Origin of the sequence: Kitasatospora sp. SolWspMP-SS2h (genome assembly GCF_003259315.1) — a bacterium.
Classification (GTDB): Bacteria; Actinomycetota; Actinomycetes; order Streptomycetales; family Streptomycetaceae; genus Kitasatospora; species Kitasatospora fiedleri.
This window is the reverse complement of sequence record NZ_QLLT01000010.1, coordinates 119,509-140,184: the sequence shown is the minus strand read 5'-3', so window position 1 is coordinate 140,184 and position 20,676 is coordinate 119,509. Positions and strand designations below refer to the sequence as shown.

At 76.1% G+C, this 20,676-nt stretch carries 13 protein-coding genes and 1 pseudogene; 10 read left to right on the top strand and 4 right to left on the bottom strand.

Annotated features, from left to right (window positions below; genetic code table 11):
* Positions 1-208 precede the first annotated feature (208 nt).
* A complete protein-coding gene (locus K353_RS14575) occupies positions 209-991 on the bottom strand; it encodes a VOC family protein (RefSeq protein WP_111554017.1) in 783 nt (260 codons plus the stop codon).
* 169 nt (positions 992-1,160) lie between these two features.
* The gene (locus tag K353_RS14570; protein ID WP_111554016.1) at positions 1,161-3,407 is read right to left on the bottom strand and encodes a PP2C family protein-serine/threonine phosphatase; all 2,247 of its coding nucleotides are present in this window, start codon (positions 3,405-3,407) and stop codon (positions 1,161-1,163) included.
* A 224-nt stretch (positions 3,408-3,631) separates the two neighbouring features.
* On the opposite strand from K353_RS14570, the gene K353_RS14565 reads away from it, so the two are divergent.
* From K353_RS14565 to K353_RS34860, 9 genes are all read left to right on the top strand, one after another.
* Positions 3,632-4,210 (top strand): O-methyltransferase, encoded by a 579-nt coding sequence (locus tag K353_RS14565; protein WP_111554015.1) that lies wholly within the window; start codon positions 3,632-3,634, stop codon positions 4,208-4,210.
* Positions 4,211-4,523: 313 nt separating this feature from the next.
* Positions 4,524-6,479 (top strand): APC family permease, encoded by a 1,956-nt coding sequence (locus K353_RS14560; RefSeq protein ID WP_111554110.1) that lies wholly within the window; start codon positions 4,524-4,526, stop codon positions 6,477-6,479.
* 310 nt (positions 6,480-6,789) lie between these two features.
* Positions 6,790-10,602, top strand: a complete 3,813-nt coding sequence (locus tag K353_RS14555) for a Pls/PosA family non-ribosomal peptide synthetase (protein WP_233533584.1) — start codon at positions 6,790-6,792, stop codon at positions 10,600-10,602.
* Between the two features lie 36 nt (positions 10,603-10,638).
* Positions 10,639-12,054, top strand: coding sequence for a M1 family metallopeptidase (locus tag K353_RS14550; protein WP_111554014.1), 1,416 nt, complete (start codon positions 10,639-10,641; stop codon positions 12,052-12,054).
* Positions 12,051-13,457 (top strand): dihydrolipoyl dehydrogenase, encoded by a 1,407-nt coding sequence (gene lpdA / locus K353_RS14545; RefSeq protein WP_111554013.1) that lies wholly within the window; start codon positions 12,051-12,053, stop codon positions 13,455-13,457. Before K353_RS14550 ends, lpdA begins: the two co-directional genes overlap by 4 nt.
* Before the next feature lie 105 nt (positions 13,458-13,562).
* The gene (locus K353_RS14540; protein ID WP_111554012.1) at positions 13,563-14,915 is read left to right on the top strand and encodes a DUF2252 domain-containing protein; all 1,353 of its coding nucleotides are present in this window, start codon (positions 13,563-13,565) and stop codon (positions 14,913-14,915) included.
* A 96-nt stretch (positions 14,916-15,011) separates the two neighbouring features.
* Entirely contained in the window at positions 15,012-15,206 is a 195-nt protein-coding gene (locus tag K353_RS14535) for a hypothetical protein (protein ID WP_111554011.1), read from the top strand.
* 190 nt (positions 15,207-15,396) lie between these two features.
* Positions 15,397-16,518: a PRC and DUF2382 domain-containing protein gene (locus K353_RS14530; protein ID WP_111554010.1), complete on the top strand. Its 1,122-nt coding sequence runs from the start codon at positions 15,397-15,399 to the stop codon at positions 16,516-16,518.
* An 84-nt stretch (positions 16,519-16,602) separates the two neighbouring features.
* Positions 16,603-16,767, top strand: coding sequence for a DUF4175 domain-containing protein (locus tag K353_RS34860; protein WP_146616465.1), 165 nt, complete (start codon positions 16,603-16,605; stop codon positions 16,765-16,767).
* Positions 16,768-16,824: 57 nt separating this feature from the next.
* On the opposite strand, the gene K353_RS14520 is transcribed toward K353_RS34860, so the two are convergent.
* The gene (locus K353_RS14520) at positions 16,825-18,585 is read right to left on the bottom strand and encodes a choice-of-anchor P family protein (RefSeq protein ID WP_146616464.1); all 1,761 of its coding nucleotides are present in this window, start codon (positions 18,583-18,585) and stop codon (positions 16,825-16,827) included.
* Positions 18,586-18,798: 213 nt separating this feature from the next.
* Between K353_RS14520 and K353_RS14515 the strand changes: the two are divergent.
* Positions 18,799-19,194: pseudogene (locus K353_RS14515) on the top strand (pyruvate dehydrogenase (acetyl-transferring), homodimeric type); the annotation flags it as partial.
* A gap of 60 nt (positions 19,195-19,254) precedes the next feature.
* On the opposite strand, the gene K353_RS14510 reads toward K353_RS14515, so the two are convergent.
* Positions 19,255-20,571, bottom strand: coding sequence for an NAD(P)/FAD-dependent oxidoreductase (locus K353_RS14510; RefSeq protein ID WP_111554007.1), 1,317 nt, complete (start codon positions 20,569-20,571; stop codon positions 19,255-19,257).
* Positions 20,572-20,676 lie beyond the last annotated feature (105 nt).

The window sequence follows — 20,676 nt, the reverse complement described above, 5'->3', positions numbered from 1 at the left end:
ATCCGGCCGGGAGCGACGCTGTCCCGATGACCTGCGGAAATCCTGACACAGCCGACACCGCCCCCGCCCGCCGCCCCGCCCGGCCTGCCGCTCCCGCCGCCTCGCCCGGCACGACGCACCGCCCGGCACGACGCACCGCCCGCCCCGGACGGAACCGGGACGGGCGGCTGGACGGGCAGCGGCGCGGCTCACGCCGGCGCGGCGCGCCCTACGACATCGGCTGCGGCTTGATCATCGCGAACGGCGCCCCCTGCGGGTCGGCGACCACCGTCATCCGCCCGGCCGCCATGTCGAACGGCGGCGCGAGCACCGTCCCGCCCCGCCGGACCAGCGCGTCCACGGTGGAGTCCACGTCGTCGACGGCGAAGTAGGTCAGCCAGTGCGCCGGGGTGCCGGGCGGGTCGTTGGCCAGCAGGGTGACCCCGCCGACGGCCCGGCCGCCGACCCGCAGCTCCCAGTACGAGTCCATGCCGTCCACCGGCTCGATCTCGATGCCGAACGCCTCGCCGTAGAACGCGGTGGCGCCCGGCACGTCGTTGGTGTGCAGCTCGTTCCAGACCAGCGCGCCGGCCTCGTTGACCACCCGCGCGCCGTGGAACTCGCCGGGCTGCCAGACGCCGAACACCGCGCCCTGCGGGTCCGCCGCGACCAGCATCCGGCCCAGGCCGCCGACCTCCACGGTCGGGACGATCAGCGTGCCGCCCGCCGCGACGATCGCGTCCTGGGTGGCCTGGGCGTCGGTGCTGGCCAGGTAGCCGGTCCAGACGGTCGGCGGCTCCGGCATGCCCTCCGGCGCCATCGCCGGGCCGATCCCGGCCACGGCCTTGCCGTCCAGTTCGCAGACCGCGTACCCGCCGAACTCGGCCGGGCCGGGCTGCCCCTGCCAGCCGAGCAGGTCGCGGTAGAAGTCCAGCGCCGCCTGCTGGTCCTTCGCCATCAGATCGATCCAGCACGGGGTGCCGGTCGCGTACGGGGTGGTGACTTCGGGCATCTCTCGCTCTTTCCGGTTCGGGACATCCGGTGCGTCCCCCCGCCAGCCACCCTCCCGGCGCTGCCCCGGTTCCGCCACCGGAGCCCGGCCGACCGTCCCCACCCGGGGGAGTCGCCCCCCGCCCCCGCACCCAGGGAGCCACCACCCGGGGAGCCCTCACCCGGGCGCGTCAGCCGGCCCGCGCCCGGGTGAGGGCGATCAGCGCGATGTCGTCCGACAGCTGGTGCGTCCAGTCCCGGACGTCCGAGACGAGGCCGGCGATCAGGCGGCCCGGGTCGGCGGCGCCCAGCACGGACAGCCGCTCGTCCAGGGGGTAGAACTCGCCGGAGGAGTTGCGCGCCTCGCTCAGCCCGTCCGTGTGCAGCAGCAGCGCCGAGCCGCCCGGCAGGGCCAGCGGGGTCGGGGCGGGGGCCGGGCCGTGCCCGAGCGCGCCCAGGCCGAGCGGCAGCAGCGCCGGGACGGGGACGGCACCGGCCCCGTCCGGCCCGACCCGGAGCGGCGCGAGGTGCCCGCAGTTGACCACCTCGACCTGGTCGACGCCGTCCCGGTGCTGGAGCAGCAGCGCGGTGGCGAACAGCTCCTCGTCGCCGCGGGCCGCCGCCAGCCGGGCGAGCTGGCGGTCCAGCCGGGCGGCCAGCTCGCCCAGGTCGGCGGTCTCGTGCGCCTGGGAGCGGAAGCAGCCCAGCAGCTCGGTGACGGTCTGGACGGCCTGCAACCCCTTGCCCCGGACGTCGCCGATCAGCAGCCGGGTGCCGTGCGGGGTGCGCACCGCCTCGAAGAAGTCGCCGCCGACGCCGGTGCCCGCCGTCGCGGGCTGGTAGTGGCCGGTCAGGCGCAGCTCGCCCAGCCGGGCCGGGATGGGGTGCAGCACCGCCTGTTGCAGGGCGATCTCGCTGGCCCGGACGCGGGCCAGCCGCTCCGACTGCTGGCGGCGGCTCCAGGCCACCAGCCCGGCCGCCGCGCCCACCGCCAGCGCGGCCACCGCGGCCCCGGGGCGGTCGGCGACCCGTTCGCCGGCCAGCGCGACCAGCAGCAGGTGCTGGAGCCCGGCCGCCGCGGCGACGGTCAGCGACACCACCGGGCGGCCCAGCACCATCGCCACCAGCGCGACCGCGCCGCAGGCCACCCAGAGCACGGTGCTCAGCGCGTCCGGGTCGTCGGTGCCGGTCAGCAGCGCCGAGCTGCCCGGCACGGTCTGGGCCAGCACGCCGCCGAGCAGGATCGCCACCGGGTACAGCGCGGAGGCGGCGGCCCGCCGCTGGCGGGGCAGCGCGGCCAGGAACCCGGCCAGGTAGGGGATCTGGGTGATCACCAGGCCGAATCCGACCAGCACCGCCACCGCGCCCGCGACCAGCGCCGCCTGCCCGGCCCCGTCCGGCAGGAAGTGCAGCGAGGCCAGGCCGACGGCGGCCAGCGGCAGGCCCAGCGAGGAGCTGGTCAGCGGGGTCAGCCGCCAGTGCCGGGCGGTCAGCCCGGCCGCCAGCATGCCCAGCCCGTAGCCGGACATCGACAGCGTCACGTGGGTCGCCGGCACCCCGCGCTGGAGCAGCAGCACGGGGACGGCCGCGGTCAGCCCGAGCTGGGTGAAGCCCAGCGTGGCGCCCGCGACCAGCGCCCCGGCCGCGGCCCGGGCCGGGACGCCGGGCACCGCCGGGCCCGGACGGCTCCGGGCGCGCCGGACGGCCCGCACCCGGCCGGCCGCCAACAGCGCCGCCGCGGCGACCAGCAGCCCGCCCACCACCGGGTCCGACCAGCCGCGCAGCGGGCCCAGCTCCAGGCCCGCGACGGCCGGCAGCACCGCCGCCGCCACCCCCGGTCCGCCCACGGGCCCTGAGCGGGCGGTCGAACGGGGCAGCCGGTCGCGCGGCAGCAGCCGCAGCGCGACGAGCAGCAGCAGCGCGGCGGCGGCCGGGACCACCGCCTCGCCGAGCCGCCAGCCGGCCGCCGTGTCGATCCGCACCGCGACGTTCGCGCCGAGCACCAGCACCACGGCGACGCCCGCGACCGCCCCGCCCACCACCCGGGTGATCCGCCCGGGCAGGTTCAGCAGCGGGACGGAGGCCAGCGCGGCGATCAGCACCCCGGCCGACCCGGCGTCCGCCACGGCCCGCCCGGCCAGGTACGTCCAGGAGTGCCCGGCCGTGACCGCGACCGCGCCGCCCGCCGCCATCACCCCCAGCGCCCACCGCAGCACCCTCGGCCACCCCCGGGCGTCGACCGCACGTCCCGCCACCAGCAGCGCCGTCAGCAGCGCCAGCGCCGAGCCCAGCTGGGCGGCCACCGCCGTCCCGCGCCCCGCCCCGAACTCGGCGAGCGCTCCCGCCGTCGTGGCGCCGCGCAGCAGCGGCAGCAGGACGGACAGCGAGGCCGCGGCCATGAGCAGCAGCCGGACGGCGCGCCGGGGGGTGCCGGTCACGGGGGTCTCCTTCGGCAGGTCGGATGCGGACCAGGCTGGCAAACACCCGTACCGCCCAGAAGGGAAGAAGGTCACGTACCTCACATTTATTGCGTATCGCCCGCCCGATGCACACCTGCCCCGGCCCCGTCGGCGCCCACGGGGCGGAATTCGCTGTGCGGGGCCCGGTGGCGCCGCTAGCGTGTCGCGACCACTGACGGACCGTCACCCCCGGAGGCCGCGCCATGGCGCTCACGACCGACTCCCACCCCGCCGTGCTGGCCGCGATCGCGCGCGGGTGCGCGGCGCTCGGGTTCGAGATGTCCTGCGACCCGGTGACGGGACGACTGCTGCGGACGCTGGCGGCGGCCCGCCCCGGGGGCCGGCTGCTGGAGCTGGGGACGGGCGCGGGGGTGGGCACGAGCTGGCTGCTCAGCGGGATGGACCCGGGCGCGACGCTGCTGAGCGTGGAGCTGGACGCGGCGGTCGCGGCGGTCGCGGCCGAGCACCTGGCGGCGGACCCGCGGCTGGAGCTGGTGGTGGGGGACGGGGCGGAGCTGATCGACGCGCTGCCGCCCGGCGGCTTCGACCTGGTGTTCGCGGACACCTGGCCGGGCAAGTTCCACCACCTCGACCGGGCGCTGGACCTGCTCGCCCCGGGCGGCCTGTACCTGGTCGACGACCTGCTGCCGCAGCCCACCTGGCCCGCCGACCACGCCGCGGCGGTCGACGCCCTGGTCGAGCGGCTGACCGGCGACCCCCGCCTGCACGCCACGCCCCTGGACTGCGCCTCCGGCCTGCTGCTGGCCACCCGCCGCCCGTAACCACCCGCCACCCGCCGCCCGCCGCCCGCATCTGCCGCCCGCGGCCGAGGCCCGGCCACCCCCGACCGGCTGACCTTTTTCGACCGTTTCCGGCCGCTTCGTCCCACGCTCCCGCTCGATATTGACGAATCCTTAACGGGTGGCCCCCACCACCCCCGGCCTTCGATTCGATCAGTGAAACCGCCGCTGGCCTGCGGAAACGCGGGAAACGGGCGGGCTGGACAGGCGGCTTGCCGGGTGGACGGGCCACATACGCTCCCGTGCTGTGCTCAACCTCCCCCAGGCGCTCAAGCGCCTCGTGATCGGCCGCGCCATGCGCAGCGAGGAACTCGGCGAGACGCTGCTGCCCAAGCGGCTGGCGCTGCCGATCTTCGCCTCCGACCCGCTCTCCTCGGTGGCCTACGCGACCGGCGAGATCCTGCTGGTGCTCACCGTCGGCGGCACCGCGTTCCTGTACCTGACGCCGTGGATCGCGCTGGGCGTGGTCGCCCTGATGGCCGTGGTGGTGCTCTCCTACCGGCAGGTGGTGCACGCCTACCCGAGCGGCGGCGGCTCGTACGAGGTGGTCTCGCGCAACCTCGGGGCGAACGCGGGGCTGGTGGTGGCCGCCTCGCTGCTGGTCGACTACGTGATGACGGTGGCCGTCTCGGTGGCCTCCGGCGTGGACAACGTCATCTCCGCGTTCGGTTCGCTGGCCGACCACCGGGTGGCGCTGGCGCTCGGCTTCACCGCGCTGCTGACCGCGGTGAACCTGCGCGGCGTGCGCGAGTCCGGCCGGGCGTTCGCCGCGCCGACGTACCTGTTCATCGGCGCCATCCTGCTGATGGTGGCCACCGGCCTGGTCCGGCTCGCGTTCGGCGACAGCCCGCAGGCGCCGACCGCGCACCTGGGCGTCGCGCCCGAGCACGGCAAGGACGCGCTCCAGGGCCTGGGGCTGCTGATGCTGGGCCTGCGCGCCTTCGCCTCCGGCTGCACCGCGCTGACCGGCGTCGAGGCGATCTCCAACGGGGTGCCCGCGTTCCGGGCCCCGAAGTCCCGCAACGCCGCGGCCACCATGGCGGTGATGGGCGTCGTCGCGGTGGTGATGTTCGCCGGCGTCACGCTGCTCGCGCTGACCTCGCACGTCCACTACGTCGAGGACGCCTGCCAGTTGACCGGCCTGGCCGGGGACTGCCGCACGTACACCCAGCAGACCGTGATCGCCCAGCTCGCCGCCACCGTCTTCGGCGGCTCGGACAGCGTGCTGTTCTACGCGGTGCAGGCGGTGACCGCACTGGTGCTGATCCTGGCCGCGAACACCGCGTTCAACGGCTTCCCGCTGCTCTCCTCGATCCTCGCCCAGCACCGCTACCTGCCCCGGCAGCTGCACACCCGCGGCGACCGGCTGGCGTTCTCCAACGGCATCATCGCGCTCGCCGTGGTGGCCGGGGCGCTGCTCTGGTTCTACCGGGCGGACGTCACCAGCCTGATCCACCTCTACATCCTGGGCGTGTTCACCTCCTTCACGCTCTCCCAGATCGGCATGGTCCGGCACTGGAACCGGGCGCTGGCCACCGAGGCCGAGCCCGCCGCCCGGGCCGCCGCGCGCCGCTCCCGGGTGATCAACGGGCTGGGCGCCGGCACCACCGCGCTGGTGCTGGTGATCGTGCTGATCACCAAGTTCACCCAGGGCGCCTGGCTGGCCGTGGTCGCCGCCCTGCTGCTCTGGCTGGCCATGCGCGGCGTCCGCCGCCACTACGACGCCGTCGCCGCCGAACTCGCGGCCGAGGAGCCCGGCACCGACCGGCCCCGGCGGGTGCACGCCGTGGTGCTGGTCTCCAAGCTGCACAAGCCCACCCTGCGGGCGCTCGGCTACGCGCAGGCGATGCGCCCCGACACGCTGGAGGCGCTCACCGTGGACGTCGAGCCGGAGGCCACCGCCGACCTGCGCGCCCGGTGGGACGGCGCCGGGGTCGAGGTGCCGCTGCGGGTGCTCGACTCGCCGTTCCGGGAGATCACCAAGCCGGTGGTCGCCCACGTGCGGGAGCTGACGGCCGCTCACCCCGGCGACGCGGTGGCCGTGCTGGTCCCCGAGTACGTGGTCGGCCGCTGGTGGGAGAACCTGCTGCACAACCAGACCGCCCTGTGGCTCAAGAGCCGGCTGCTGTTCACCCCCGGCGTGATGGTCATCTCGGTGCCCTGGCAGCTCACTTCGGCGCACCGCGCCGACCGCCCCGCCGGCCGGGCCCCCGGCGCGGTGCGCCGCGGCGAACCCACCCGGGGCCGCTGACCACACCGACGAGGCGGGCGCGTGAACACTGGATGAATACCGGGAGTACTCCGGCGCGCCAGCCGGTTGACGCCCCGTCAGCCCGGCCGCCCGCACACCCCCCGCAACCAGCCGCGCAGCGGCGCGGGCCGACCACCCGTCGGCCCGCGCCCGGCCCCCGCCCGCCGTCCCGGCCCCCCGTCCACCGGTCCGCCGGCCCGCCGCCTCCGGCCCCGCACCCCGCCTGACCGGTAAACTTGCCCAGGTTGTCTTGCTTTCGACGCCTTCGGTTGACCGCCGGGGAACCCAGGACGAGGACCGTGTGGCCGTGATGACCGTTCCCGATACCGCGCTGTTCCGCGCCCAGGCCGCCCCCGCGCCGCGCACCCTGGTCGACGTGCTGGCCGCCACCGCCGCCGCCCACCCCCAGGAGCCGGCCCTGGACGACGGGCGCGAGACGCTCAGCTACGCGGCGCTGCTCACCGAGGTGGAGCGGGTCCGCCGGCACCTGGCCCGGGCGGGCGTCGGCCTCGGCGACCGGGTCGGCGTCCGCGTCCCCTCCGGCGGCAACCAGCTGTACGTGGCGATCCTGGCGGTGCTCGCCGCGGGCGCCGCCTACGTGCCGGTCGACTTCGAGGACCCGGACGAGCGGGCCGAGCTGGTCTTCGGCGAGGCCGACGTGAACGCGGTGATCGGCGCCGACCACCGGCTGGAGAAGGTCAAGCCGTCCGGCCACGAGGCCCGGGAGCCCGGCCCGGAGCACGACGCCTGGATCATCTTCACCTCCGGCTCCACCGGCAGGCCCAAGGGCGTCGCCGTCACCCACCGCAGCGCCGCCGCGTTCGTCGACGCCGAGGCCGCGATGTTCCTCCGGGAGGAGCCGGTCGGCCCTGGCGACCGGGTGATGGCCGGGCTGTCGGTGGCCTTCGACGCCTCCTGCGAGGAGATGTGGCTGGCCTGGCGGCACGGCGCCTGCCTGGTGCCCGTCCCGCGCGCCCAGGTCCGCTCCGGCGCCGACCTCGGGCCGTGGCTGGCCGAGCAGGAGATCACCGTGATCTCCACCGTCCCGACCCTGGCCGCGCTCTGGCCCGCCGAGGCGCTCAACGAGGTCCGGCTGCTGATCTTCGGCGGCGAGGCGTGCCCGCCCGAACTCGCCGAGCGCCTGGTCACCGAGGGCCGCGAGGTGTGGAACACCTACGGCCCCACCGAGGCCACCGTGGTCGCCTGCGGCGCCCTGCTGACCGGCCGCCCCCCGGTCCGGATCGGCCTGCCGCTGGACGGCTGGGAGCTCGCCGTCGTCGACGAGGCCGGCGAACCCGTCCCGATGGGCGGCAGCGGCCAGCTGGTGATCGGCGGCGTCGGCCTGGCCCGCTACCTCGACCCGGCCAAGGACGCCGAGAAGTACGCCCCGCTGGAGTCCCTCGGCTGGGAGCGCGCCTACCGCTCCGGCGACCTGGTGCGCGCCGAACCCGAGGGCCTGGTCTTCCTCGGCCGCGCCGACGAGCAGATCAAGCTCGGCGGCCGGCGGATCGAGCTCGGCGAGGTCGACGCGGCCCTCCAGGCGCTGCCCGCCGTCTCCGGCGCCGCCGCCGCCGTGCGCACCGCCCGCGGCGGCAACCAGCTGCTGGTCGGCTACCTGGTCACCCAGGACGGCTTCGACCGGGACGCCGCCGTCGCCCGGCTGCGCGCCGAACTGCCCGCCGCCCTCGTCCCGCTGCTCGCCCCCGTCGACCACCTGCCCACCCGCACCTCCGGCAAGGTCGACCGGGACGCGCTGCCCTGGCCGCTGCCCGAGCTGGAGACCGCCGGGCCCGCCGAGCAGCTCTACGGCACCGAGGCGTGGCTCGCCGAGCAGTGGGCGCAGATCCTCGGCACCCCGGTGCGCGGCGCCGACGACGACTTCTTCGCGATCGGCGGCGGCTCGCTGGCCGCCGCCCAGCTCACCACCCTGCTGCGCGCCCGCTACCCGGCCGTCTCCGTCCTGGACATCTACCAGCAGCCCACCCTACGCAAGCTGGCCCGGCTGCTGGAGAAGTCCGCCCAGGCCGGGGGCCCGGCCCGCACCGTCACCCCGACGCCCCGCCGCGCCCAGGCCCTGCAACTGCTGCTGACGCTGCCGCTGGCCACCCTCACCGGCCTGCGCTGGTCGCTCGCCCTCGGCGCGCTCGGCACCGTCCTGCACCTGCTCGGCGACTACCCGTGGGCCCCCCGCGCGCCCTGGTGGCTGCTGGCCGCCAGCGCCCTGCTGCTGTACTCCGCGCCCGGCCGGCTGGCGATCGCGGCCGGCGGCGCCCGGCTGCTGCTGCGCGGCGTCGGCCCCGGCAGCTACCCGCGCGGCGGCTCCGTCCACCTGCGGCTGTGGGCCGCCGAACGGCTCGCCGAAGCCTCCGGCGCGGTCGGCCTCTCCGGCTCCTGGCTGGTCCGCTACGCCCGGGCGCTCGGCTGCCGGGTCGCCCCCGACGTCGACCTGCACGCCCTGCCGCCGGTCACCGGCCTGCTGCGCCTGGGCAAGGGCTGCGCGGTCGAGAACGAGGTCGACCTGTCCGGCCACTGGCTGGACGGCGACCGGCTGGAGATCGGCGCGCTGCGGATCGGCGCGGGCGCCGTGGTCGGCACCCGCTCGACCCTGCTGCCCGGCGCCAAGATCGGCAAGCGCGCCGAGATCGCCCCCGGCTCCGGCGTCACCGGCGCCGTCCCCACCGGCCAGCGCTGGGCCGGCGCGCCCGCCGCCAAGACCGGCAAGGCCCAGCGCGGCTGGCCCGCGCAGCGCCCCCCGCGCACCCCCGGCTGGGCCGCCGCCTACGGCGCCACCGGCTTCGCGCTCTCCCTGCTGCCGCTGCTCGCCGCGCTGCCCGGCCTGCTGATCGCCGGGCAGTTCGTCCACCCCGGCGACGACCTCGCCCAGGCCCTGCGGGGCGCCCTGGCCGCCCTCGTCCCCGCCACCCTCGCCTACGGGCTGGCCTACGCCGCGCTCGTCCTGGCGGGCGTCCGGCTGCTCTCGCTCGGCCTGCGCACCGGCTACCACCCGCTGCACGGCCGCACCGGCTGGCAGGCCTGGACGGTCAGCCAGCTGATGGACCTGGCCCGCGAGACGCTGTTCCCGCTGTACGCCGGGCTGATCACCCCGGTCTGGCTGCGGCTGCTCGGCATGCGGGTCGGCAAGGGCGCGGAGGTCTCCACCGTGCTGGCGCTGCCCAGCCTGACCAAGGTCGGCGACGGCGCCTTCCTCGCCGACGACACCCTGATCGCCCCGTACGAGCTGGGCGGCGGCTGGCTGCGGATCGGGCGGGCCGAGATCGGCGAGCGGGCCTTCCTCGGCAACTCCGGGATGACCGCGCCCGGCCGGGCCGTCCCCGACCGGGGCCTGGTCGGGGTGCTCTCCGCGACGCCCAAGAAGGCCAAGCGCGGCAGCTCCTACCTCGGGATGCCGCCGGTCAGGCTGCCCCGGGCCGCCGACACCGCCGACCTCGCCCTCACCTACGAGCCGCCCGCCCGGCTGCGCTGGGCCCGCGGCCTGACCGAACTGGCCCGGATCGTCCCGGTGCTCGCCTCCGCCGCGCTGGCCGTGCTCACCGCCGCCGCGCTCTGCGCCCTGGACGCGCCGCTGCTGTCCGGCCCGGTGCTGCTCGGCGCGGGCCTGGCCGCCTGCCTGGTCTCCGCCGCCGCCAAGTGGCTGCTGGTCGGCCGGTTCCGGGCGGTCGAGCACCCGCTGTGGTCCGGCTTCGTCTGGCGCAACGAGCTGGCCGACACCTTCACCGAGGTCCTCGCCGTGCCCTGGCTGGTCGGCCGCACCGCCGGGACGCCGCTGATGACCCTGTGGCTGCGCGCGCTCGGCGCGAGGATCGGCCGCGGCGTGTGGTGCGAGAGCTACTGGCTGCCCGAGGCCGACCTGGTCACCCTCGGCGACGGCGTCAGCGTCAACCGCGGCTGCGTGCTGCAGACCCACCTCTTCCACGACCGGATCATGCGGCTGGATACTGTGGAGCTCCGCGCGGGCGCCACCCTGGGCCCGGGCGGGATCGTGCTGCCCGGCAGCACCGTCGGCGAGCGCTCCACCCTCGGCCCGGCCTCCCTGGTGATGCGGGCCGAGACGGTGCCCGCCGACACCCGCTGGCTCGGCAACCCGATCGAAGCCTGGCAGTAAGCAGTGACCGCCCCCGCGCCAGGAGGAACCCCCGCGTTGAGCTCCAAGCCGGCCCCCGCCGCCGACCCGTACTTCCCCCGGCACGGGGACCCGCGCTACCGCGCCCACCGCTACGAACTCGCCCTCGACTACCGGCCCGGCCCCAACCGGCTGGCCGCCTCCGCCCGGATCGCCGCCATCGCCGGGCCCGAGCCGCTGCGCGAGTTCACCCTCGACCTGACCGACTTCCGGATCGGCCGGGTGCTGGTCGACGGGAAGGCCGCGCACTACGCCCACCGGGACGGCAAGCTCCGGATCAGGCCCGCCAAGGCCCCCGCCGCCGGGGCGGTCTTCACCTGCGAGGTGCACTGGTCCGGCAACCCGCGCCCGGTGCGCAGTCCCTGGGGCGGGATCGGCTTCGAGGAGATCACCGACGGCGCGCTGGTCGCCTCCCAGCCGGTCGGCGCCCCGTCCTGGTTCCCCTGCAACGACCGCCCCGCCGACAAGGCCGCCTACCAGCTGACGGTGACCACCGCGACCCCGTACGCCGTGGTCACCGGCGGGCGCCTGCTCAGCCGCACCACCCGCTCCTCCGCCACCACCTGGGTCTACGAGCAGCCCGCGCCCACCGCCCCCTACCTGGTCGGGCTGGCGATCGCCCCGCTGCGGCAGGTCCCGCTGACCGAGCGGGCCCCCGGCACCGTCCCGCAGAGCGGCTGGGTGCCGCAGCCGCTGGCGGCCCGGTTCGAGCACGACTTCGCCCGGCAGCCGCAGATGATGCGCCTGTTCGAGGAGCTGTTCGGCCCGTACCCGTTCGACGGGTACACCGTCGCCGTGGTCGACGAGGACCTCGACGTGCCGGTCGAGGCGCAGGGCATGGCCACCTTCGGCCGCAACCACCTCGACGGGCGGCGCGGCTGGGAACGGCTGGTCGCCCACGAGCTGGCCCACCAGTGGTTCGGCAACAGCGTCACCGTCGCCGACTGGCGGCACATCTGGCTCAACGAGGGCCTGGCCAAGTACGCCGAGTGGCTCTGGTCCGAGCGCACCGGCGGCCCCACCGCCCAGCGCCTGGCCGCCGCCGCCCACCTCCAGCTGCGCGGCCTGCCGCAGGACCTGGCGATCGGCGACCCCGGCAAGCGGCACATGTTCGACGACCGGGTCTACGAGCGCGGCGGCCTGACCGTGCACGCGCTGCGCTGCGCCCTCGGCGACCCCGCCTTCTTCCGGCTGCTGCGCGACTGGGCCACCGCCTACCGGCACGCCGTGGCCACCACCGCCGACCTCGCCGCGCACGCCGCCCGCTACACCGACCGCCCGCTCGGCCCGCTGTTCGACGCCTGGCTGCACCGGGGCGCGCTGCCCGACCTGCCCGTCCCGGAGCCGGAGCCGTCCCCGGCCCCCCGGCCTGGTGTACTGGGAGGCACGGGCCGCGAGGCCGTCCGCCGCTTCCTGAAGGATCGAGGAATATGAGCACGCACTACGACGTGGTCGTCCTGGGCGCCGGCCCCGGCGGCTACACCGCCGCCGTCCGCTCCGCCCAGCTCGGCCTGCGCACCGCCGTGATCGAGGCCAAGTACTGGGGCGGCGTCTGCCTCAACGTCGGCTGCATCCCCTCGAAGGCCCTGCTGCGCAACGCCGAGCTCGCGCACACCGTGCTGAACGAGGCCGAGCTGTACGGCCTCCAGGTCGACGGCAAGGTCTCCTTCGACTACGGCAAGGCGTTCAGCCGCTCCCGGCAGGTCGCCGACGGCCGGGTCAAGGGCGTCCACTACCTGATGAAGAAGAACGGCATCACCGAGTACGACGGCTGGGGCACCTTCGTCGACGACCACACCCTCCAGGTCAAGCTCGCCGCCGGCGGCTTCGAGATGGTCACCTTCGACCACTGCGTCATCGCGACCGGCGCCACCACCCGGCTGCTGCCCGGCACCTCGCTCAGCGAGCGGGTCGTCACCTACGAGGAGCAGATCCTCACCGAGCGGCTGCCGGAGTCGATCGTCATCGCGGGCGCCGGCGCGATCGGCGTCGAGTTCGCGTACGTGCTGCACAACTACGGCGTGCAGGTCACCGTCGTCGAGTTCCTGGACCGGATGGTGCCGCTGGAGGACGCCGACGTCTCCGCCGAACTCGCCAAGCAGTACCGCAAGTTGGGCATCAAGGTGCTCACCTCCACCCGGGTCGACGCGATCGACGACTCCGACCCGGCGGGCCCGGTGAAGGTCACCGTCACACGGGACGGCAAGCAGGAGGTACTGGAGGCCGACAAGGTGCTCCAGGCGATCGGCTTCGTGCCGCGCGTCCAGGGCTACGGCCTGGAGGCGACCGGCGTGCAGCTCACCGAGCGCGGCGCGATCGCCGTCGACGGCCGGGGCCGCACCAGCGTCGAGCACATCTTCGCGATCGGCGACGTCACCGCGAAGCTGATGCTCGCGCACGCCGCCGAGGCGATGGCCGTGATCGCCGCCGAGACCATCGCCGGGGCCGAGACCATGGAGATCGACTTCGTGATGGTCCCGCGCGCCACCTACTGCCAGCCGCAGGTCGCCAGCTTCGGGTACACCGAGGCGCAGGCCCGCGAGCAGGGCTACGCCGTCAAGGTGCAGAAGTTCCCGTTCACCGCCAACGGCAAGGCGCACGGCCTCGGCCAGCCGGTCGGCTTCGTCAAGGTCATCGCCGACGAGACCCACGGCGAACTGCTCGGCGCCCACCTGATCGGCCCCGAGGTCACCGAGCTGCTGCCCGAACTGACGCTGGCCCAGCAGTGGGACCTGACGGTGCACGAGGTCGGCCGCAACGTGCACGCCCACCCGACGCTGGGCGAGGCCGTCAAGGAGGCGATCCACGGCCTGGCCGGACACATGATCAACATGTAGTGCGGCCCTCCGGGTGAGCGACCGCCGCCCCGGTGCCCGCCGACGGTACGGCGGCGCGCCGGGGCGGGTACGTCTCCGGCCCCGACGCCGTGAGGAGCCCCGCCGATGGACGCCCCCGCCCCCTACCTGACGGTCGACGAGCGCACGGAGGCCGGCCGCGCCGCCCGGGCCCGCGCCCCGCGCTCCACCGCCGGGCACTGGCGGCCCGCCGCCGACCGCCCCGACCCGCTCGCCGTGCTGCGCGCCCAGGCCGCCGACCGGGTCCCGGAACTCGTCCCGATCCGCACCGGCCGGATGGCCGCCTCCCCGTTCGCCTTCCTGCGCGGCGCCGCCGCCGTGATGGCCGGCGACCTGGCCGCCGCCCCCGACAGCGGCCTGACCGTCCAGCTCTGCGGCGACGCCCACCTGGTCAACTTCGGGCTCTTCGCCTCGCCCGAACGGGCTCTGCTGTTCGACCTGAACGACTTCGACGAGACGCTGCCCGGCCCGTTCGAGTGGGACGTCCAGCGGCTGGCCGCCAGCCTCGCCGTCGCCGCCCGGGAGAACGGCGAGCGCCCCGAGGACGCCCACCGGGTGGTGCGGGAGGCCGTCCGCGCCTACCGCGAGCACGTCCGGCAGCTCGCCGGGCTCGGCGAACTCCCGGTCTGGTACCGGCGGATCGACGCCGACGACCTGCTCGCCCGGCTCACGGGGAAGCCCCGCCGCCGGGTCGAGGCCGACCTGGCCGCCGCCCGCCGCCGCGACAGCCTCCAGGCCGCGGGCAAGCTCACCGAGACCACCGCCACCGGCCGCCGCCGCTTCAAGGACCAGCCCCCGCTGATCGAGCACGTCGGCGTCGACCCGGACGAGGTGCACGGCATGCTCGCCGACTACCGCGCCACCCTCCCCGAGGAGCGCGGGCGGCTGCTCGACCGCTACCGCTACGTCGACACCGCCCGCAAGGTGGTCGGCGTCGGCAGCGTCGGCACCCGCTGCCACGTCGTCCTGCTCCAGGGCCGGGACGCCGGCGACCCGCTGATGCTCCAGGTCAAGGAGGCCGGGGCGTCCGTCCTGGAGCCCTACGCCAGGCCGAGCCGGTACGTCCACCACGGGCAGCGGGTGGTCGCCGGGCAGCGCCTCATCCAGGCCGCGAGCGACATCTTCCTCGGCTGGATGACCGGACCGGCCGACCGGCACTTCTACTGGCGCCAACTGCGCGACATGAAGGGCTCCGCCGAGGTCGGCGCCCTGACCACCCGCGCCCTGCGCGCCTACGCCCGGCTCTGCGGCACCGCCCTGGCCCGCGCCCACGCCCGCTCCGGCGACCGGATCGCCATCGCCGCCTACCTCGGCCGCGGCGACGCCTTCGACCGCGCCGTCACCGCCTTCGCCCACCGCTACGCCGAGCTCAACGCCGCCGACCACGCCCGCCTCACCGCCGCGATCGCCGCCGGCGAGGTGCGGGCCGAGAACGCCTAGGGGCGGGGCGCACGGCCCGGCTCCCCGGTTTGCGGACCGTCCGGCGGCGGGGGGTGATGGAGGGAAGCAACGTCCGCACCACTGCCGGAGGCAACCGTGTCCCACCACAAGTCGAACAAGGCGGTCGAGGGCGACCCCGACACCGGCCACGGCGGCGGCCTGCCGCGGCGGCCCGACGAGACCGAGCTGGAAGAGCGCACCGAGGAGGACCGCGAGGAGGCCGGCCTGGACCCCGGCGACGGGGACGGCGTCGAGGCCGGGGAGGGCGACGGCGACGGGGACGGGGTGTAGCCCGGCCCGCCGGGCGCACTCCGCCGGACGTCCCCGGTGCGGCACGGTCCGCACCGGGGACGCAGCGTGAGCGAGGGCGGCGAATTCGCCCGATTTCGGTCACTTTGCGTGAATGTATCCCGGAAGTGGGTTTCAGTCCGGCCGAGCGGGCCACGCGCCCAGTGCTGGAATGTGAAGGAGGCGTGAGCACATGATCACCGAACAGCAGATCCGTTCCATGCTGAACCACCCCGTGCACGACGCTCAGGGCAACAAGATCGGCAAGGCCGACCACCTCTTCCTCGACGACGCCACCGGCAAGCCCGAGTGGGTGAGCGTGAAGACCGGTTGGTTCGGTTCGAGCGAGTCGTTCGTCCCGATCCGGGACGCCGACGTGGTCGACGGCCACCTCCAGGTCCCCTACGCCAAGGACAAGGTCAAGGACGCGCCGAACGTCGACGTGGACAACGGCGGCCACCTCTCCGAGCAGGAGGAGCGCCGGCTGTACCAGCACTACGGCATCGCCTGGGACGACGCGTGGAAGGCCGCCAACCAGCCCGGCGAGGGCGGCTGGGCCCACCGGGAGGGCGACACCGGCACCGCCGCCGGTGCGGCGGGCGCGGCCGGTGCGGCAGGCGCGGCGGCCGGGTCGAAGACGGGCCGCACCCGGCTCACCGACGCCGCCGGGACCGCCGGGACCGCCAAGGCCACCGGCACCACCGGCACCACCGGGACCGCCAAGGCCACCGGAACCGCTGCTGCGGCCGGGACCACCGCCGCCGGTGCGACGGCGGGCGGCCGGACCGACGCCCGTTCCGGCATGGACGCGCGCTCCGACCTGGACGCCCGCGCCGCCGCTGCCGCCGCGCCCGGCCCCGCCGTCCGGGGGACCGGCCGCACCGAGCACGACGACGAGGCGATGACCCGCTCCGAGGAGCGGATGCACGTCGGCATCGAGCGGTACGAGACCGGGCACGCCCGGCTGCGCAAGTACGTCGTCACCGAGGAGGAGCAGCAGACCGTGCCGGTCCGGCACGAGGAGGTCCGGATCGAGCGCGAGCCGATCACCGAGGCGAACCGGGGCGAGGCGCTGACCGGCGAGGCCATCTCGGAGGCCGAGTACGACGTGGTCCTGCACGGGGAGCGCCCGGTCGTGCGCACCGAGGCCGTGCCGGTGGAGCGGGTGCGGCTGGTGACCGAGGAGCACGTCGAGCAGCAGACCGTCACGGGCGAGGTGCGCAAGGAACGCATCGAGGCCGAACTGCCGGACGCCGAAGGCAAGTTGCCGCCGAACACCGGCAAGGGCGACCCGGGTCGGGGCCGCCACCGGTGACGTCCTCCGGCGGGGCCCGGCCCTCGGGCCCGGCCCCGCCGGACACACCGGGTGCGGGACGAGCGACGAGTGGAGGAGGCCGAGATGGTGTGGTTGCTGCTGATCGTGCTGATCGCCGTGGTGTGCGGGTTCGTCGGCGCGCTGGTGAAGGGCCTGCTCTGGCTGCTGGTGATCGGCGCGGTGCTGTTCGTCGGCGCCCTGCTGGTGGCGGGCGTCCGGATGGGCCGCAGGAGCTCCGCGCCCCGCTAGGCCCCCCGCACGTGAGCGGCCCCCGACACGCGCCGGGGGCCGCTCCGCGCGCGGGTGTCAGGAGGTGGGGCAGGTGTCGGCCGTGGTGAGCAGGGCCGCGGTGCTCTGGGCGACGGTCAGGCGGGTCCCGGTGAGCAGGGTCAGCGAGAGCGCGGTGACGGTGACGCCCCGGCCCCCGGCGATCGGGGTCTGCTGGTTGACGACCAGGGAGCCGACCAGCGGGAGGCCGATGGTGGTGTTCGGCGCGGTGTCGGCGGCGACGGGGAGCCCGGCGACCCGGAGGTTGACCAGGGTGGTGCTACCGCTCGGTTCGACCGCTCCCGGGCCGGTGGCGGTGAGCGGCTGCCGGGCCCGGGCCGAGGTGCCGACCAGGTCGGCGGTGACCAGCCCGCCGAGCAGGCTGACCCCGGTGACCTGGGCGTGGGCCGCCGCGGTGCGGGTGCCGTCCGGGTCGACGGTGCCGGAGGCGTCGGTGGTGAGCACGCCGAGGGTGCCGACGCCGCCGAGTCCGGCGCTGAGCACCGCGTGCGCGTCCTGGCCGGGCAGCGGGGTGCAGGAGTGGGCGGAGGCGGGCAGCGGGCCGATGTTCACCGCCGGGGAGGTGAGCCGGACGCCGTGCGCCCGGGCGTCGAAGACCGGCGCGGTGAAGGTCACCGAGGTGCAGTCGGGCGGGTCGAGGCCGATCCGGGCGGTGACGTCCGCCGCGCAGACCCGGTAGGTGCCGCCGGTGAGCGAGGTGAGCCGGACGGTGGCCGTGCAGGACGGCTGTCCGGCGGCCAGGTCGCCGTGCACGGTCACGGTGCCCGCCCCGGGGTCCGCGACGGCCGTGCCGGAGCCGCAGTCGGTGGTGGCGCCGCCGGGGTCGAGGACCAGCCCGGCGGGCAGTCGACCGGTGAACGACCAGCCCTCCTTGGCGGCCAGTTCGGCGGTGTTGGTGACGGTGAAGGTCAGCGTGGCGGGCGCGCCCACGGGCAGCTGGGCCGGGGCGAAGGACTGGTCGAGCTGCGGGGTGGCGTCCAGCAGCCGGATGTTGTCGATCGCGCCGTCGTTGCCGCCGCCGCTGGGCTGCTCGTTGACCAGCCGGATGCCGGCCGAGTCGCCGCTGAACAGGACCGAGCCGTTGCTGGCGTAGGTGCCCACCGAGGTGCCGCCGATCACCCGGCCGGGGTTCTGGCAGGGGTCGATGGGGGAGCTGAACGCGGCCCGCGCGGTGCCGCCGTCGAGCAGGTAGAAGGCGAGCAGCGGGTGGCTGGCGAAGCAGTTCTGGGCCGCCGCGTCCACCGAGAAGGTCAGGAAGCGGTTCTGCGCGCTCAGCGGGACCGGCCGCACGGTCTCCAGCTCGGTGCGCCCGGCGCCCGGGTCGGCCGAGGTGTAGGCGGTCAGCGAGTGGTTGGTGGCGGCGTCGCCGCCCGCCCAGCTGCCCAGCGCGGCGGCCATCTGCTTGTTGGCGGCCCAGTAGCTGCCGCAGTAGACGCCGGGCGGCGGGGCGGCCGGGCCCTGCGCGGAGACGATCAGCCCGTTGCAGGCGGTCAGCCAGGCCGGGTCGGCGGTGTACTGCTCGGCGGTCGGCGCGGCGCCGGTGTAGTCGGTCAGCAGGGTGACCGCCGGGCCCTGGCCGTTCTCGAAGTCCTCGGTGAACACGGTGACCGGCGCGCTCGGCGTGCCGGGGTTCCCCGGCGCGTTCGCCGCGGCCGGCCCGGTCCCGGCCAGCGTCCCGGCGGCCAGCGCGGCGACGCCCAGCAGGGCCGTCGCCGCCCGGCCCCGCCACCGTCCGCGGGCCGCCCCCGGCACGTCACCCCTCGGTCCGTAACCCCTCATCCCGCACCCCTTTCGTGCCGCCCGGCCGCTCGCCCCGGCCACACCGGGACGACGCGACGGACGTCCCGGCCACTGTCCCGGTCCGGGGGCCCTTCGCACACCGGCGTGCGGCGTCCCGGCCGGTGCGGTCGCGCGCACGCGCGCCGTGCGAGCCGGTGCGTGCCGCCGCGAGCCGGGCGGCCCGGCCGGGCCCGGTGCGGAGCCGGTCCCCGCCCCGGGCCCGGTGCCCCGCCCCGCCCGCGACCGCCGGCCTCCGGCACCGCCGTGCGCGGGGCCCCGGCCGCCCGGCGCCTGCTCGCCGACGACTGGGGCGTGGCCGCCGACGTCTGGTCGGCCACCTCCTGGAACGAGTTCCGGCGCGACGCGCCGGCCTGCGACGACGCGCTGCTGCGCGGCGAGGAGCGCACCCCGTACGTCACCCGCGCCCTCGCGGGCGTCCCCGGGCCGGTGCCGGCGGTCAGCGACTGGATGCGCGCGGTGCCCGACCGGATCGCCCGGTGGATCCCGCAGGACTGGAACTCCATCGGCACCGACGGCTTCGGCCTCTCCGGCACCCGCGAGGACGTCCGCCGCCACTTCGGCGTCGGTCCCGGGTCGGTGGCCGTCGCCGGGGCCCGCCGCAGGTACGGCCGCTGACCCCGGGCGGCGGGGTCGGGCCGGGTAGCGGGGTCAGGCCGGGCGGTACGCGCCGGTGTGCTCGAAGTCGGGCAGCGTGGCCGGGCGGCCGTCCTGGAAGCCGGTGCTGACGAAGTCGCTGCCGGTGGTGGCGTTCAGCGCCCAGTTGACCAGCACCCGGGTACGGGCGGTGACGGTCGGCAGCGCCATCAGGTGGTAGCCGCGGGCCACCGCCTGCCCCGGCAGGCCGCTCAGCTCCACGCCCAGCGGCCGGGAGACCGCGTAGCCGCCGCCCAGGTCCACCACCAGGCCCAGGTCGCGGTGGAAGTAGGGCCGCATCGCGGTGCCCCGCAGCCGGGCGGCCACGTTGAGGGCCACCGCCTTGCCCTGGCGCTGCGAGTGCTGCGCGGTGGGCGGGGTGATGCTGCCGTCGTCCTTGGCCAGGTCCGGGACGGCGGCGGCGTCCCCGACCGCGAACACGCCCTCCGCGCCGGGCACGGTCAGCTCCGCCGTGGTCGCCAGCCGCCCGCGCACCAGGTCGGTGTCGACGGTGTGCACCAGCGGGCTGGCGGCCACGCCGGCCGTCCAGACCAGGGTGCGGGTGCGCAGCGTCCGGCCGTCGGTGAGCTCCACCGTGCGGGGGGTCACCCGGGCGACGCTGGTGTTCAGGCTGAACTCGATGCCCCGGCCGCGCAGCACGGCCATCGCGGCGTCGCCGAGCCGCTCGCCGATCTCCGGCAGCAGCCGGGGCGCGATGTCCACCAGGTGCCAGCTGAGCAGCGACGGGTCCACGTGCGGGAAGCGCCGGACGGCCTCCCGGGTGAGCAGCTCCAGGCAGGCGGCCGTCTCGGTGCCGGCGTACCCGCCGCCCACCACCACGAAGCACAGCCGCTCGGCGCGCTCCTCGGGGTCGTTGGTGGCGGCGGCCGCGTCCAGTTGGCCGATCACGTGGTCGCGCAGGTAGGCGGCCTGGGCCAGGGTCTTCATCCCGAGCGCGTGCTCGGTGACGCCCGGGATGTCGAACAGCCGGGTGGTGCTGCCGGCGGCCAGCACCAGGTGGTCGTAGCCGAGCTCCCACTCGGCGCCCTCGTTGGTGCGCACGGTCACCTGCCGCCGCCCGGTGTCCACCCCCAGGGCGAACCCCGGCAGGTAGCGGGTGCGGCGCAGCCGCCGCCGCAGCGAGACCGCCACCGACTGCGGGGTGACGACGCCCGCCGCCACGTGCGGCAGCAGCGGCAGGTAGAGCTGGTAGTCGTGCGGGGAGACCAGCACCAGCTCCGCCTCCCCGGGCTTGAGCAGCCGCTCCAGCCGGTGCAGGCACTCCACGCCGGCGAAGCCGGCACCGATGACGAGGATCCGGGGGCGGGGCATGGGCACACTCCGGGCCGCTGGGGAGGGGGGACGCCGCCCATCGTGGCAGCGCCCCCGCGGCCCCGCACCTCGACCGCCGCGGGCGGCCGGGTGACGGGGGCGCGG